This is a genomic window from Heterorhizobium halophytocola, from assembly GCF_017873095.1.
In the GTDB taxonomy this organism is placed as follows: domain Bacteria; phylum Pseudomonadota; class Alphaproteobacteria; order Rhizobiales; family Rhizobiaceae; genus Allorhizobium; species Allorhizobium halophytocola.
This window is the reverse complement of record NZ_JAGGJU010000002.1, coordinates 245,915-261,308: the sequence shown is the minus strand read 5'-3', so window position 1 is coordinate 261,308 and position 15,394 is coordinate 245,915. Positions and strand designations below refer to the sequence as shown.

12 protein-coding genes are annotated in these 15,394 nt (G+C 63.8%); 3 read left to right on the top strand and 9 right to left on the bottom strand.

Features of this window, described 5'->3' with window-relative positions; translation table 11 throughout:
- Nucleotides 1-30: 30 nt before the first annotated feature.
- A complete protein-coding gene (locus tag J2Z17_RS04435) occupies nucleotides 31-1,188 on the bottom strand; it encodes an RHE_PE00001 family protein (protein WP_209942582.1) in 1,158 nt (385 codons plus the stop codon).
- A gap of 186 nt (nucleotides 1,189-1,374) precedes the next feature.
- Here J2Z17_RS04435 and J2Z17_RS04430 point away from each other — a divergent pair, with 186 nt between their 5' ends.
- Nucleotides 1,375-1,788, top strand: coding sequence for a hypothetical protein (locus J2Z17_RS04430; protein WP_342454367.1), 414 nt, complete (start codon nucleotides 1,375-1,377; stop codon nucleotides 1,786-1,788).
- A gap of 17 nt (nucleotides 1,789-1,805) precedes the next feature.
- Entirely contained in the window at nucleotides 1,806-2,726 is a 921-nt protein-coding gene (locus tag J2Z17_RS04425) for a lytic transglycosylase domain-containing protein (protein WP_209942580.1), read from the top strand.
- A gap of 51 nt (nucleotides 2,727-2,777) precedes the next feature.
- Here the strand turns inward: J2Z17_RS04425 and J2Z17_RS04420 are convergent, their stop codons facing one another.
- The 6 genes from J2Z17_RS04420 to J2Z17_RS04395 all read right to left on the bottom strand — a co-directional run bounded on the left by J2Z17_RS04420 (nucleotide 2,778) and on the right by J2Z17_RS04395 (nucleotide 9,636).
- Nucleotides 2,778-3,653 carry an amidohydrolase family protein gene (locus tag J2Z17_RS04420; RefSeq protein ID WP_209942578.1) on the bottom strand — a complete coding sequence of 292 codons (876 nt, stop codon included), beginning with the start codon at nucleotides 3,651-3,653 and terminating at the stop codon, nucleotides 2,778-2,780.
- 52 nt (nucleotides 3,654-3,705) lie between these two features.
- Nucleotides 3,706-5,640, bottom strand: a complete 1,935-nt coding sequence (locus tag J2Z17_RS04415) for a TRAP transporter permease (protein ID WP_209942576.1) — start codon at nucleotides 5,638-5,640, stop codon at nucleotides 3,706-3,708.
- A gap of 27 nt (nucleotides 5,641-5,667) precedes the next feature.
- Entirely contained in the window at nucleotides 5,668-6,600 is a 933-nt protein-coding gene (locus tag J2Z17_RS04410; protein WP_209942574.1) for a TAXI family TRAP transporter solute-binding subunit, read from the bottom strand.
- Between the two features lie 28 nt (nucleotides 6,601-6,628).
- Entirely contained in the window at nucleotides 6,629-7,252 is a 624-nt protein-coding gene (locus J2Z17_RS04405; protein ID WP_245223863.1) for a TetR/AcrR family transcriptional regulator, read from the bottom strand.
- A gap of 420 nt (nucleotides 7,253-7,672) precedes the next feature.
- A complete protein-coding gene (locus J2Z17_RS04400; RefSeq protein WP_209942959.1) occupies nucleotides 7,673-8,440 on the bottom strand; it encodes an SDR family oxidoreductase in 768 nt (255 codons plus the stop codon).
- On the bottom strand, nucleotides 8,437-9,636 hold the full coding sequence (locus tag J2Z17_RS04395) for a mandelate racemase/muconate lactonizing enzyme family protein (protein WP_209942570.1): 1,200 nt from the start codon (nucleotides 9,634-9,636) through the stop codon (nucleotides 8,437-8,439). Before J2Z17_RS04395 ends, J2Z17_RS04400 begins: the two co-directional genes overlap by 4 nt.
- A gap of 343 nt (nucleotides 9,637-9,979) precedes the next feature.
- Here J2Z17_RS04395 and J2Z17_RS04390 point away from each other — a divergent pair, with 343 nt between their 5' ends.
- The gene (locus J2Z17_RS04390) at nucleotides 9,980-10,672 is read left to right on the top strand and encodes a FadR/GntR family transcriptional regulator (protein WP_245223862.1); all 693 of its coding nucleotides are present in this window, start codon (nucleotides 9,980-9,982) and stop codon (nucleotides 10,670-10,672) included.
- Nucleotides 10,673-10,901: 229 nt separating this feature from the next.
- Here J2Z17_RS04390 and J2Z17_RS04385 read toward each other — a convergent pair whose 3' ends face one another.
- Nucleotides 10,902-14,021: an efflux RND transporter permease subunit gene (locus J2Z17_RS04385; protein WP_209942955.1), complete on the bottom strand. Its 3,120-nt coding sequence runs from the start codon at nucleotides 14,019-14,021 to the stop codon at nucleotides 10,902-10,904.
- A gap of 23 nt (nucleotides 14,022-14,044) precedes the next feature.
- Nucleotides 14,045-15,280 (bottom strand): efflux RND transporter periplasmic adaptor subunit, encoded by a 1,236-nt coding sequence (locus J2Z17_RS04380; protein WP_209942568.1) that lies wholly within the window; start codon nucleotides 15,278-15,280, stop codon nucleotides 14,045-14,047.
- Nucleotides 15,281-15,394: the final 114 nt, after the last annotated feature.

The window sequence follows — 15,394 nt, the reverse complement described above, 5'->3', positions numbered from 1 at the left end:
TGAAGGTTTGCCGGCTTCGCCGCCAATGGCTCAGATGATGCCCCAGGCGCGAAACCGCCCACGCCCGGTCAGTTCGCGCAGGTTGAGTTCGCCGACAATCTTCAGCGCTCCTTGCGGCGTCACCTCGATCTCCTCGGCGATCATCCGCGCCGTGACCATCGGCCGGGAAAGCACCAGCTCGACCACCTGCGGCAGTTTCGATGACGAGCGGCGCCCGGCGAGCCGGTGCTCCATCTGCTGGCGGGCCAGAAGCAGTCGGTCATGCTCCTTCAGCCCCGTCTCCGCCGCGGCCGAAAGGCCCTCCAGGGCGGCGACCAGACGCTGGTCGCGGCTGCCGGCGGCGCGACGCTCGCGCGCGATCTGCTTCAGCCCGAGATTGACAGGCACAAGATAGGCTTGGGTGAGCCCAACCTGCCTCAGCAAAGCGGCAGCCAGCAGCCGTCCGAGCCAGGGTGCATGCTGCAGGACCCTCAGCTCGTTCCAGGCATCGACCAGCAGCACGGCCCGCAGAACCGGCGGAATATCCTCGGTCCGATGAAGGACCTCGCGCCATTCTTCCAGCCGCGCCTCCTCGTCCCAGTCCGGTTCGTAGAGAAAGGGATCGCGCGTCGGCGGCGCACGCGTCTCGATCACCGGCAGTTCCCCTGCAAGGACGGCATTGGTGCGCGCCAGCACGGCATCCATGGCCGCCAGGTGTGCCTCGAAGGGATCGGCATCGGCCATCGCGGTAGCGTGGAATGCCGTCTCGTCCTCGCCCTCCACGGCGCCGGCCTGCGCCATCTTGCGCTCCGGGGCCGATCGTTCGGTCTCTTCTGCGTCCAGCCCTGTCCCAGGCGCCCCGTCGCCCTGGCCGCGCAGCCGACCGAGCCCTTCGGCGCTCAGGGCCCAGCCAGGCGGTTGCGCCAGGATGCGGCGGCGCGTGCGCAGCACATCCTGCGCGATGCTCACCTCGTGGGTCGGGGTGCGCACACCCATGGCCGCGTCATGCAGCACCAGATCCTCCAGATGCACCAGTTCGCCATCGACCCAGAGCGACGCCACCGCATCGGCAAAATGCAGTCTTGCAACCAGGCCCGCCCCGACATCCGAACGCCCGATCCTCTCGTCCAGTCGCACCAGAACGGATGTCGCCGCCGTGACCGGAGCCAGCAGGGATTCGATCGGAAGATGGCCGAGATCATAGCGCATCCGGCAGTTATAGCCGGGGCGTGCGACGAAAGCGATGCGGCCGTTCGGTTTCGTTGTGGCAAAGTCCTGACCTCCGAGCCCTCCCGCGCGTCGGCACGGTCCCCGGCCATACCTTATCCTCGCCCTGCTCACTTGCTCGCTTGCCACCTGCGCACTTGCTGGAACTCCGTCTATGGACTCGAGTTTATGCTGCAGGCAGTGCATGGCGAGATCGCGCACATCGCTGCGGTTTCGATACTGGACACAGATCTCATGCCCGAACCGAAAGCACCGTCGACCACGCCGGATGGCCGGTATATCATCGTGCGTGGCCGACTCTGGCGGGCTTCGAATCCGGCGCTCCCGGGCAGCGAGCGACAGCGGCTGGTGGACGCCCTGATGGCGGCGAGGCGCGCGGTGAAGGAGGCAGGCGGAGACGAAAACCTCCTCCGTGCCGCGCGCGATCAAGTCGACACGGCCAAGCGTGCGCTTGGCGAACGCGGTCCGGTCTGGTGGAATGACGGTGCGGCGGATCTGAACCGACACAGAATTGAAAACACGCCTTACAGGGATTGGTATCACGACATGACCGACGGCAGCCGCGGGACTGACGGCAATTGACGTGGCGCAATCTGCTCATGGTATTGACGCTTGGCCTGCCGGCTCTTGCCGTGCCCGTGGCCCCGGCGACAGCCGCTGCGGATGACGGCCCGGATCGCGCGAACGGGCAGGCGCAAACCTGCCTTTACACGACGGCCATCAACGGCGAGACGCTCTGCATCCGCAAGGAGACTTTCAACACCGATCTCTGTCACGGGATAGACAGCGTCGCCACCGCCCACGACCTGCCACCCGCATTCTTCGCGCGGCTGATCTGGCGCGAAAGCCTGTTTCGGCCGGAAGCCATCAGTCCCAAGGGGGCGGAAGGCATTGCCCAGTTCATGCCCGGCACGGCGCGCGAACGCGGCCTTGCCAACAGTTTCGACGTGCTGGCAGCGCTCGATGCCTCGGCCGGTTACCTGGATGAACTTCGCAACCGCTTCGGCAATCTGGGACTTGCGGCAGCCGCCTATAATGCCGGCGAGCATGGGCTCGAGCGCTTTCTCTCAGGCGGCGGCCTGCCGATAGAAACGCGAGACTATGTCTTTGCCATTACCGGCCATCTGGTGGAGACCTGGCGCGATCGCCCGCCAAAGGCGGCAGCACCGGCCCTTGATGACGATCAACCGTTTCGAAAGGCTTGCGTGACCCTTGCCCGCACGCGGCAGATGCGCGAACCGGTGCTCACCGGCTCCGCAGACTGGGCACCCTGGGGCGTCCAACTGGCAGCCCATTACAATCCGGCGGTGGCCGAGCGCCTGTTCGAACGCTCGATCGGCCAACTGCCGTCCCCGCTGAACGACGAGCGCGCGCTCATCGTGCGCCAGCGGCGCGGCAATTTCGGCTCCCGTCCCCGCTATGCCGCCCGGATCGGCCGGGAAACGCGCGTCGAGGCCAACGCGCTCTGCGGAAAGATCATGGCCGCGGGCGTGGCCTGCACCGTCTTCCGCAACAGGTAGCGCGTCGGCAACGGAGCATTCCGCCACCGACAGGCATAAACAGTCACCCGGTCAGAGCGTCTCGGGCCAATAGAGACGCGTCGGATTGTCGACCAGCAGCCGCTTCAGCAGATCCGGCGTCGGCGCGATGATCTTCAGCAGGTCCACCAGGGCTCCATCGTCTGGCATGTTCTCGTAGATGTTCGGATGCGGCCAGTCGGTACCCCAGAGCACGCGATCGGGAAAACGCTCGACCAGCATCCGGCCGTACTCCGCCGCGTCCTCGAAGGGTGGACCTTGCCGCGACAGGCGCTCGGAACCGCTCACCTTCATCCAGCAGCGCTCGTCCTGCAGCAGGTCGATAAGGAGCTGGAAGGCGAGTTGCTCGGGTCCGGCAGCGACATCGATGCGGCCCATATGGTCGATCACCAGGGGCACATCGAGGCTTTTCAGGAAGGGCGCCAGCTCTTCCAGACGGAAGGCATCGAAATGCAGGACCGCATGCCAGCCGAAAGGCCGGATCTTGCCGACGATCTCGCGGATCGCGTCGTGGTCGGCCGGGGCGCCGAGATGGGTGACGAAGTTGAAGCGCACGCCGCGCACCCCGGCGTCATGCAACGCCTGCAGTTCACCGGCGTCGATATCGCGCTTGACCATGGCGATGCCGCGATAGGCGTCTCCGCCGGCGATCAGCGCATCGACCATGGCGCGGTTGTCGGTGCCGTGGCAGCTCGCCTGGACGATGACGGACCGCTCGAAGCCGAGGTGGCGATGCAGTTCGAACAGTTTTTCCTTCGGCGCGTCAACCGGCGTATAGGTGCTGGACGGGGCGAAGGGAAAGCGGGCGGCCGGCCCGAAGACGTGGCAATGGGCATCGCAGGCACCAGCCGGCAGCGTGATGTCCGGGATCTTCGGGGCGGGATGGAAGGGCAATGCGATTTTGCTCATATCGACACATCTTTCGGCAGTGACTTGAAAGGAAAGGGTTGGGCCGGCGCTGTCAGGAGGTGACGGACGACGCAGCCTGACCGCGCCCGCGCAGCAGGCGCAGCGCGATCGCAGTCAGGATGACGAAGCCCAGCAGGCGGGCACCGAGCGTCAGAACGTCGGTCGAGGCCACCGGCGCCGGCCAGGCGATCAGCACCGCCGAGGCAATGAGCCCGGCCCGCTCGAGCCGCGCCAGCCCCCGACCGAACCAGCCGGCAAAGGCAACGGTCATGGTGGACACGGCAATCGTCGCAAGCAGGGTGGCGATCACGATGTCGCCGGTGGTACCGATCATCAGGATTCCGGGCATGCCGACAAAGAGGAAAGGCACGAAGAGCTTGACGAAGCCGAGCCGCATGGCCTCGACCGCCGTTGCATTGGCATCGGCCCCGGAGATGCTGGCCGCCGCATAGGCGGCAAGCGCCACCGGCGGGGTGATCGCCGAGACCAGGCCGAAATAGAAGATGAACATATGGGCGGAGATCGCCGGCAGGCCAAGCTTGGTCAGAGCCGGGGCCACCAGCACCGCCAGCAGCAGATAGGCAGCCGAGGTCGGCAGGCCCATGCCGAGGACAAAGGAGGCACCTGCGGTCAGCAGCAGGATCGCCCAGACACTGGAACCGCCGAGATCGACGATGAGGCTGGAGAACATCAGGCCCATGCCGGTCAGGTTGAGCACGCCGATGACGATGCCGGCGGCAGCCACCGCCGCGACGATCGGCAGCGTCGAGGACAGGGTGTCGCGGCAGACGAGCCAGAGTCCTGCCGGACCGATGCGGGTTTCGCGGCGGAAGGGGCTGATGGCAAGACCGAAGATCAGGCAGTAGACCGCCGCCTTGGTCGGCGTCATGCCGGTCATCAACAGCGTGACGAGACCGATCAGCGGCAGCAGCAGATAGCCGCGCTTGACGATGGTTTCGCGCAGCAGCGCGAAGCCGCCTTCCATGTCGGGCGCCAGATTGAGCCGCCCCGCCTCGAGCCTGACCGAGATCATCAGCGCCAGCACGTAGAGCAGGCCCGGAATGAGCGCCGCAAGCGCGATCTGGCTATAGGGGACACCTATGATCTCCGCCATCAGGAAGGCCGCTGCCCCCATGATCGGCGGCAGGATCTGGCCCGCAGACGAGGCGGCCGCCTCGATGGCGCCAGCCAGTACCGGCGAATAGCCGACCCGTTTCATCAGCGGAATGGTGAACGTGCCGGTGGTCACGACATTGGCAACGGCACTGCCGTTGATCGTGCCGAGCAGCGCGCTCGAGAGCGCCGCCGACAGGCCGGGTCCGCCCTGGATGCGCCCTGTGAGCCCCCGGGCGATGTCGACGAAAACCTCGCCGGTGCCGATCTTCATCAGGAAGGTGCCGAGCAGGGCAAAGAGGAAGATGTATTCGACCGCGACCCCCATCGGCACGCCGTAGAAGCCTTCCGTGGAGAGCAGCAGCGTCGAGGTCAGGCGCGAGATGTCATAGCCGCCATGGCCGTATTTGCCGGGGATCAGATAGCCGAAATAGGCATAGGCGAGCGCCACCAGCGACAGCATCAGCAAGGCCCAGCCGAGCGAGAAACGCACCAGCACCAGCACGGCGATCAGCATGCCGACAAAGACATAGCGATCCATCGGCTCCGACATGGCGCCGCGCATGATGATGTCGAGATAGGAATGCCAGAGATAGGGGCCGGGGATCAGCGCGACGATCGCCAGCAGATAAAAGATGATCCGGCCAAGCGGCGCGCGGGTGCGCATGCCGAGGGCGGCAAGGCCGGCGGCCGTGACCGCCGACAGAAAGGCCGACCGGAGAAGCAAGGCCGTTATGCCGCCATAAAAGGCCCCGTAGATGACGAGCGCGGTCACCGCGATTGCCAGCAGACCATAGATCAGCGACACGACGGTCGCCTCGGTCTGCCCTGTCTGGGCATTGTTCAATCTAAGGCTTGCAAGCATGTTGGGCATTGTCTTCATCCGATCGGGACTTGGTCGTTACTTGCCGGCTTCGTCGAAGAAGCGCTTCGCACCGGGATGCAGCGGAACAGGCGTGTTGGGCGCCGTGTCCAGCTTGATCGCCTTGGCCTGCGGATGCACGCCGCCGAGCTCTTCCAGATTGCTGAAGATCGTCTTCTCGACATTGTAGATCAGGTCTTCCGGTGCTGCCTGGACGGTGAACAGCGTGGCCGGGTCGTTGATCGCCGCGACAACCTCGTCCTGGCCCTGATAGGTCCCGGCCGGAATGTCATAGACCTTGTAGAACGGATATTTCTCCAGCATGCCGGCGACCTTGTCCTTGTCGATCGACAGCAGGTGCATGGTCTTCTGCGCGCCGAGATCGATCAGGGCGGCGGTCGGTGCCCCGGCCAGCACGACGGTCGCATCGATGGTGCCGTTGACCAGCGCCGAGGTGCCTTCGGTATAGGACAGGAACTGCGCGTTGGACGGATCGAACACGCCATAGGCCTCCAGCAGGCGCTGGACGAGGACGGCGGAGTTGGAGCCGGGCGGGCCGAGATTGATCCGCTTGCCGGCGAGATCGGCCATGGTCTTAACGCCGGTGCCATCGATCGTCGCGATCTGCAGCACGGCCGGGTAGAGATAGGCCATCCCGGCGACGGGCAGCGCCTCCTTGAACGGCCCCTCCCCCTTGCTCGCCTCGTAGAGCGTCGAGGACGAGGAAAAGCCGAAGGTCATCTGGCCGGCAGCAACGCGGCGGATGTTTTCGACCGAGGCGCCGGTCACCTCGGCACGCGCCGTAGTGTCGGCCATGTGCTTGTTCAAGAGTTCGGCAACGCCCGCACCGATCACATAGAACAGGCCGCCGGTGCCGCCGGTGCCGATCGAGATCCGTTCGGCTGCGGAAACCGGGCCTGCGGCGAGTGCCGCAGCCAGACCGGCGGCGACAAGAAGTTTCGATAGTGTCATGGGGTTCCTCCTCCCGTTGTGTTGAACGTCATGTGGCCTTGAAGACGGGGACTCCCGACAAGGCGCGAAAGCTCGCATAGGTGGCGTTGACCAGATGCTCGACGGCCGCCGCGTGGTCGTTGCCATCGGCAAGACCGTTCGACAGGCGGGTGACGCGATCCGGGTTGATCAGCGCGTAATAGAGCGCGCCGAGCAGAAACTGGCTGCGCCAGACGAGGCCGTCGACCGGCGCACCCGGAAGGCAGCCGGAAATCGCCTCGATAAAGGCATGGCTGGTGGCATCGAAGGCATTGGCAATGATCGCCTGCGCGTCTGCATTGCCTTCGGCCGACAGGATGGCGCGCATGCGGGTGAATTCCGCGCCGCCGCCATCGCCCTCGGTCGAGGTGAGATAGGCCGGCACGACATAGGCGCGCAGGATGGCCAGCAGTCGCTCGCCGTCGTCGGAGATGCGGCGGGCCTCGCCGAGCAGTTCCAGGCGCCGGGCATTCATCGGCCGGGTGTGGCGCTCATAGACTTCCCGCAGCAGATTGGCCTTGGAGCCGAAATGATAGCTGAGACTGCCGACATTGGCGCCGGCCTCCTTGGCGATGTCACGCAGCGACACGGCGTTGTAACCGTTCTGCGAAAACAGCCGGATCGCGCTTTCCATCAATGCTTCTTTGAGACTGGCTCGCATCGTCGCCCAATTATCAATCGACCTGTTGATTTATACAACTGTACAAATTGAATGCGAGAGTCAATGGCGAGACGGGTTAAAACTTCTCGGAGAGATGAATTCTGCTCTGTCGGGGGAGGTGGCGGCAGACCGTCGAACCGAGGCGCCGGGTTCAGACCGCGGCCCTTTCCCAAGCCCGTCCTGCCCATCGGATCGATGGTTATGGTTGAGGCGTCGTCGCGCCCGCAATGCGCTGCATCTGCAGGCTTTGCGACGCCAGCGGGATGGCCTCGGCGAAGACAGGCAATAGCCCAGTCCGCTGCCAATCGGCGAACCGAAATCCTGATCGAAAGAGCGACACGTCCCCGGCCCACACCAGTCCGATGCAGCCCCCGAAAAAGGTCGTTCTGCTGATTACAGCACAGAGATCATACCGCCATCGGCGTAGATGATCTGCCCGTTGACGTAATTCGAGGCGTCGGACGCCAGGTAGATGGCGGTGCCCGCCAGCTCTTCGGGACGCCCCCATCGGCGCGCCGGCGTTCGGCTCTTGACCCAGGCGTCGAATTGCGGGTCGGCGATCAGCGCCTCGTTCATATCGGTGACCATGTAGCCCGGGCCGATCGCGTTGGCCTGGATGCCGTGCTCGCCCCATTCCGCCGCCATGGCCCTGGTCAGCATCTTGATGCCGCCCTTGGCCACCGTATAGGGCGCGACCGTGGCGCGGGCCAGCTCGGAGGTGAGCGATCCGATATTGATAATTTTTCCAGAGCCGCGCGGCACCATGCGTCTCGCCGCCTCGCGACCGACCCGGAAGGCCGAGGTCAGATTGGTGTCGATCACCCTTTGCCAGTCGGCGGTTGCCAGGTCCAGCATCGGCTTGCGAAACTGGATGCCGGCATTGTTGAGCAGGATATGGATTTCGATGCCATCGGCATCAAAGCGGTCAAAGGCGGCGATTACGGCGGCCTCGTCGGTCACGTCGAAGGCCGCGGTCAGCACATCGTGACCCGCGGCCCGCAGCGGATTCGCCGCTTCGGCGAGGCGGTCCGGATCGACGCCGTTCAGCACCACCCGCGCGCCGGCCTCCGCCAACCCCCTGGCGAAGGCGAACCCCAGTCCGCGCGAGGATCCTGTCACCAGCGCGGTCTTTCCGTGGAGATCGAAAAGCGTCATCCTCAGACTTTCGACAGGCGGCTCGTCAGATCCGGGCGATCGAAGAAGGAGGGCAGCAATTCCAGTCCGAGGCCCGGCGCCTCCGTCGGATAGACATAGCCGCCCTCGATCTTCGGCATTTCCGTCACCAGTTCCAGATACCAGCCCTTGTAGAAGGCGCGCACGCTTTCCTGGATCAGGGTATTGGGCTGGCTGAAGCTCATCTGGATCGCGGCGGCAAAACCGACCGGCCCGATGCAGTCATGCGGGGCGAAGGGCCGGTGATAGGTATCGGCCATGGCCGCGATCTTGCGCCCTTCGGTCAGCCCTCCGGTCCAGCAGAGATCGGCCATTACCACATGCGCCGCGTCGCGATCGAGATAGTCCTTGTAGGCAAAGCGCGAGCCCAGTGTTTCCGATGCGCAGGTCATCACCGATGTCGAGCGGGCGAATTCCGCCAGCGCCTGCGGCGAGTTCATCTTGATCGGATCCTCGTACCAGAGCGGCGCATAGTCCTCGACGGCGCGGGCGATCTTCATCGCCGCCGGCAGGTTCCACAGCGAATGCATTTCCAGCATGATGTCCATCCTGTCGCCGACCGCGCGACGGATCTCCTCGAACGGCTTCAGCGCCGTCTTCGTCGCCTCGGTACTGATATGCTGGCCCTTGAACTCGGCCGCATGCGGATCGAACGGCCAGATCTTCATGGCGGTAATGCCGTTTTCCAGCAGATCTTCCGCCAGTTGCGCCGGGCGATGCATGAAACCGTCGAGATCCTCGTAGGGGCTTTCGACGGTGCCGAGGTTCCAGTTCGACACCGGCTTGATATTGTTGGAACGCACATAGCGGGTGCCGGCGCAGGTGTTGTAGATGCGCATGCGATCCCAGCACTGGCCGCCGAGCATCCGGTGGACGGGCTGATTGCAGACCTTGCCGAACAGATCCCAGAGCGCGATGTCGATGGCAGAGGCCGCCCGGTATTCGACGCCGGTACTTGCCTGCGCCATCGGCAGCGAGACCATTTCCTTGTTCAGCAGTTCGATATTGCGCGGATCCTGGCCGAGCAGGCGCACCGACAAGGTATCATGGATATGCGCCTCCACCGCGCCGGCACCGTAGAATGTCTCACCAAGCCCGGTGATACCGGCATCGGTCTCGACATGGACCCAGAGCACATTGGCAAACTCCGCCGCACGATAGGTTCTGATGGCTGTGATTTTCACGTTGGTTCCGTCCGTTTCCTGGCCGTGGCTGCCTGCCACCTGATGATCGAAAGTCCATGGCTTCGCCGGCCACCTGGCCCAACGGGGCGACGCCGGCTGCCAACACGAATTCTGCGGGAGGATGCGAGACGCGCAGGCGTCATCGATTTTGCAACAGCCGGGGCTGCGTTCGAAACGGCCCCGGATGATGCCGCGCTGACGCCCCTTCTCCCATGGACTGCAGCGACATGCATGCCGGCTCTTCTCTTGAAGGCGCTGACAGGCTACTTTGCCCATACTGAAATCAGAGATACTGTATGTCAATATGAAAAAACCTGTCAGACAGCTTTCAGATCGAGACGATATGGCGAAGGTCGGACTGGTCGACCGCACGATTGCCGACATCCGCCTCTATATGCGCGAGAACCACCTGTTGCCTGGCGACGCCTTTCCGAGCGAGGCAAGCCTCAGCGAAACGCTCGGCGTTTCCCGGGCGGTGGCACGCGAAGCGTTGCGCGCCCTTGCAGCGCTCAATATCGTCGAGATCGGCAATGGCCGCCGCGCGCGGGTGGCAGCGCCCGATGCCACGGCCCTGAGCATGATCGTCGATCACACGGTCTACACCCGACAGCTGAGCATCCAGCAGGTGCTGGACGTCCGTCGCACGCTGGAAATCCGCACGGTCGGTCTCGCGGCGCTGCGCCGGACGGATCTGCAGGCGCAGGAACTGCAAGCCATCGTCGAGAAAATGTTCACCTGCATCGCGCGTCCCGACGACCTGATGGAACTCGATATTCTGTTCCACGAAGTGATCGCCCGGGCGTCCGGCAATTCGCTCTATTCGATCATCATCAACTCATTCCGGGTGATCACCCGGCAGACCTGGCACATCGGCTGGCGGAGCCGGGCAAGCGATGAAAACCGCCGCGAAAACATCCGCTGCCACGAACGCATCGCCATGGCAATCATTGCCCAGGATGCCGCGCGCGCCGAGGCGGCCATGGTGGAGCATTTCGATTCCGCCGCAGCCGTATTGATCCATGCCGGAGTGATCTGAAGGCCATTGCAGCTTTCCCCGGACAGTCGCGCCGCCCCGACAAGGTCATCCATGCCTTCGGCGATGGCCATGCCGGTGTCACCACAGCCGCCGTCACAAGCGACATCGTCGCAGCCCTTGCCGCGTGACGACCGCCGGCAATCGATCCGACTGCCCTTCGGCCGCAGCAAGATACGCTCCCGCTTCGGACCGATATCCGGCCTTTACGGTGCGGAGCAGGGTTGCGTTGCTACGGCGTTGCCGGCTCCTCGTCCTCGTGCACCACCTTGCGGCGGAGCCTGGAGATCGTCAGGAACAGGAGCGGGACGAAGAACACGCCAAGCACGGTCGCGCAGATCATGCCTCCCATGACTCCGATGCCGATGGCATTCTGGGCAGCCGAGCCGGCCCCGGTGGCGCGGGCAAGCGGCAGGACCCCGAGGATGAAGGCGAGCGAGGTCATGACGATCGGCCGCAGGCGCAGGCGCGCCGCCTCGATCACCGCGTCGAAGGCCGACTTGCCCTGATCGACCAGATCCTTGGCGAATTCGACGATCAGGATGGCGTTCTTTGCCGTCAACCCGATCGTGGTCAGCAGCCCCACCTTGAAATAGACGTCGTTCGACTGGCCGAACAGCTTGGCAAACAGCAGCGCCCCGAAGACGCCGACCGGCACGGCGAGGATGACCGAAAACGGAATGGCCCAGCTTTCGTAAAGCGCTGCAAGGCAGAGAAAGACGACGACCAGCGACACGGCATAGAGCATCGCCTCCTGCGAGCCGGCCAGCTGCTCCTGATAGGACAGCCCGGACCAGGCCGCGGTATAGCCATCGCCGAGCTTCGCGACGAGATTTTCAGCTTCTGTCATCGCGTCGCCGGAGCTTGCGCCGGAGGCCGCCTGTCCACTGATCGCCACCGCCGAGATACCGTTGAAGCGGGCAAGCGTCGGCGAGCCACTGACCCATGACGTCGAGACGAAGGCCGAGAGCGGGATCATGTCGCCGCTGCTGTTCTTGATCGCCCAGTGATTGATGTCGTCGGGCTGCATGCGAAACGGCGCGTCGGCCTGGACATAGACAGGCTTGATGTCGCCCTTGTAGACGAAGTCGTTGACGTCCTTGCCGGAAAACACCGTGCTGATCAGCGTGTTGAGGTCCGACAGACTGACACCGAGAGCACTTGCCTTTTCCTGGTCGATATCGATCTTCAACTGGGACTGCAGGGTCTTGGTATTGCCGCGAATATTGGTGACCACCGAATTGCCGTTGGCGCTGTCGGCCAGCGTGTTGCTGGCCGCATCAAGGGCCGTGCGTCCCTTGTTGCCGCTGTCTTCAAGGTACATCGAGAAGCCGCCGCTCTGGCCAAGCCCGCTGATCGCCGGCGGCGAGAGCACGAACACATTGGCATCGCGGATTCGGGAGAAATAGGTCGAGGCCCGCTGCTGCACGGCCGAGGCCGTCAGGCGGCTGTCGGTGCGTTGGTCGAAATCCTTGAGCCGGATGAAACCCATCGCGGTATTTTCATCACTGCCGCCGAAGCCGAAGCCGAGCGTTATGAACACGCTCTGGACGGCATCCTTCTCCTGGTTCAGGTAATAGTTCTGCACCATGTCGATGACCGCCTGGGTGCGAGCCGCATTGGCGCCTTCCGGCAGGGTGATCTGGGTGATCAGCACGCCCTGGTCCTCTTCCGGCAGGAAGGAGGACGGGATCTTGCTGTAGAGCCCGTAGGCGGCAAACAACAGCACGGCGAACAATGCGAACATGCGCAGCGGCCGCAGGATCAAGCTCGACACCCAGCTGCCATAGCGGTTGGTCAAACCGTCGAAGCCGCGATCGAACCAGCCGAGCCAGCGGGTCAGGATACCGCCATGGCTGGGTTTCAGCATCATCGCGCAGAGCGCCGGCGTCAGGATGATCGCCACCAGCACCGACAGGATCATCGCACTGGCGATGGTGACCGAAAACTGCCGGTAGATGACCCCGACCGAGCCGGAGAAGAAGGCCATCGGAATGAACACGGCCGTCAGCACCAGGGCGATCCCGATCAGGGCGCCGGTGATTTCCCCCATCGACTTTTCGGTTGCCTTGCGGGCGGAGAGCTTTTCCTCGCGCATGATGCGTTCGACATTCTCGACCACGACGATGGCGTCATCGACCAACAGGCCGATCGCCAGCACCATGGCGAACATCGTCAGCATGTTGATCGAATAGCCGAGCGCTGCGAGCACGCCGAAGGTGCCGAGCAGCACGACGGGCACGGCGATCATCGGGATCAGCGTGGCGCGGAAATTCTGCAGGAACAGCAGCAGCACGATGAAGACGAGGACGATCGCCTCGATCAGCGTGTGGATCACCTTTTCGATCGCCAGCTCGACGAAAGGCGTGGTCTCGTAGGAATAGGCGATCTCGACGCCCTCGGGCAGCGAGCTTGCAAGGCTGTCGAGTTCGGCATGAACCAGATTGGCCGTGGAGACGGCATTGGCGCCGGACGCGAGCTGGACACCGAAGCCGGCGGCCGGCATGCCGTTATAGGTCGAGCTCTGGCCGTAGCTTTCCAGCCCGATCTCGACCCGCGCCACATCGCCGAGCCGGACCACGGAACCATCGGAGCCGGTCTTCAGGATGATCCGCTTGAACTGATCGACCGAGGTCAGCTGCGTGCGGGCAATGATGCTCGCCTTCAGCTGCTGGCCCTTGACCGCCGGGCTGGCACCGATCGAGCCGGCCGCAAGCTGGATGTTCTGCGCACCGATCGCGTCCGAAACGTCGCTCGGATCGAGCTGGTATTTCTGCAGCAGGCCGGGATCGAGCCAGACCCGCATGGCATAGCCCGAACCGAAAGCCTGGATCGAGCCGACACCGTCGAGACGTTCGACCTGATCCTCGATCTGGCTGGAGACGATATCCGACAGCTGGTCGGAGGTATATCGGCCATCGCGCGAGATGATGTTGCCGATCATCAGGATGCTGGAGGTCGAGCGGTTGACCTGGATGCCGGCAGTCTGCACGGCGTCGGGCAGCTGGGATTCGACCCGCGACACCTTGTTCTGCACCTCCACCTGGGCGATATCCCCATCGGTATCGCTGGAGAAGGTCATCGACAGCGAGGCGGAACCGGAGCTCGACGTCGACTCCATGTAGAGCAGGCCGTCGAGGCCGGTCATGGCGCTCTCGATCTTCTTGGTCACCGAATTCTCGACGGCTTCGGCTGTCGCGCCGGTATAGGTGGCGCTGACGCGCACGGTCACCGGTGCCACTTCCGGATATTGCGAGATCGACAGGGAATAGATGCCCATCACCCCGCCAAGCGAGATGGCGATGGCCAGGACGATGGCAAAGACCGGTCGACCGATGAAGAAGCTGGCCAGCGCGTTGCGCGGATTGGGCGCGCTCATTGGCCGGCTTCCTTTTGGTCCGCGGATTTGGTGTCTGCCGTGCTGCCGGATGTCAGGCTCTGCTTGACCACACCGTTTTCGTCGATCTCGGCCACAACCGCCGTCACGGCTTTGCCGTCTTCCAATTTCTGAAAGCCGTCGACGATCAGCTTGTCGCCATTCTTCAACCCGTCGGTGACGATCCAGTCATTGCCGCTGGTGCCATTGGTGGTGACGCTTCTCTTCTTCGCCTTGCCGTCGTCGGACACGAGGTAGACGGTCGCCGTGCCGTCGTCGCTGCGGGTCAACGCCCTTTGCGGCACGAGGAACGCGTTGGTCAGATTGCCGAAATGCACCTTGGCGGTGACGAACATGCCCGGCACCAGGATACGCCTTTCATTGGGGAAAGTGGCACGCACGGTGAAGGTCCCGGTCTCTTCGCTGACAACCATGTCGGCGAAGGACACCTCGCCCTGTTCGTCATAGGCCTTGCCGTTCTCCAGCGTCAGGGTCGTTGTCGCCGGCCCGTCCCGCTCGCGGCCGAGCTGTCCGGCGTCGATCTCGCTTCTGACCCTCAGCATATTGGCGCTGGTATCGACCAGATCGACATGAATCGGCCGGATCTGGCGGATCGTTACCAGCGCGTCGGTCTGGTTTTCGGTGACCAGCGCGCCGACACTGACAGAGGAGGTGCCGATCATACCTCCGATCGGCGCCTTGATGGTGGCGTTGTCGAGGTCGATCTTGGCGGCATCGAGATCGGCACGTGCCGCTTCTTCGGACGCCTGGGCCTGCAGCAGGTTCGACTGCGCATCGTCCAGCGTCTGGGCACTGACGGCATTGGTCCTGGCCAGCGTCTTGTTGCGATCATAGGTGGCCTGGTAGCCCTGGCTTGCGGCCTCGGCCTTCTTCAATGCCGCTTCCGCCGAGGCGTAGGCTGCCTGAAATTTTCGCGGGTCGATCTCGTAGAGGGTATCGCCCTGCTTGACCTCCCTGCCCTCGGTAAAATCGATGCTGCGCACGATGCCGTCGACCTGCGGGCGCACCTCTGCCGTGGCATAGGCGACCACCCGGCCGCGCAGCTCCTCGAGTTGCGGGACCGATTGCGAGGTCAGCGAGACATAACCGACCTCGACTTTCTGGACGTCCGGCTTGTTTTCAGCGTCGTCCGCCGAGCAAGCCACCAGCAGCGCCAGGCTCATCAGGGTGGCGCGCTTGCCCGCCACGATGAAATAGTGTCTGCCCATGGTCATATGCTGCATCTCCCTGCGAAACAACCCGGACCCCGTGTAACACAGATCGGGCATTTGCGATAATTGGCATTACCCTTTATATTATGGCGAATGAATGTCAAGCATCAGCAATCG

Excerpts from the sequence above, each read along its gene's own strand:
- J2Z17_RS04380 (WP_209942568.1), bottom strand. The coding sequence starts at position 15,280 with ATGACCATGGGCAGACACTATTTCATCGTGGCGGGCAAGCGCGCCACC.
- J2Z17_RS04425 (WP_209942580.1), top strand. The coding sequence starts at position 1,806 with ATGGTATTGACGCTTGGCCTGCCGGCTCTTGCCGTGCCCGTGGCCCCG.
- J2Z17_RS04390 (WP_245223862.1), top strand. The coding sequence starts at position 9,980 with ATGGCGAAGGTCGGACTGGTCGACCGCACGATTGCCGACATCCGCCTC.
- J2Z17_RS04405 (WP_245223863.1), bottom strand. The coding sequence starts at position 7,252 with ATGGAAAGCGCGATCCGGCTGTTTTCGCAGAACGGTTACAACGCCGTG.
- J2Z17_RS04435 (WP_209942582.1), bottom strand. The coding sequence starts at position 1,188 with ATGCGCTATGATCTCGGCCATCTTCCGATCGAATCCCTGCTGGCTCCG.
- J2Z17_RS04415 (WP_209942576.1), bottom strand. The coding sequence starts at position 5,640 with ATGCCCAACATGCTTGCAAGCCTTAGATTGAACAATGCCCAGACAGGG.
- J2Z17_RS04410 (WP_209942574.1), bottom strand. The coding sequence starts at position 6,600 with ATGACACTATCGAAACTTCTTGTCGCCGCCGGTCTGGCTGCGGCACTC.
- J2Z17_RS04430 (WP_342454367.1), top strand. The coding sequence starts at position 1,375 with ATGCTGCAGGCAGTGCATGGCGAGATCGCGCACATCGCTGCGGTTTCG.
- J2Z17_RS04420 (WP_209942578.1), bottom strand. The coding sequence starts at position 3,653 with ATGAGCAAAATCGCATTGCCCTTCCATCCCGCCCCGAAGATCCCGGAC.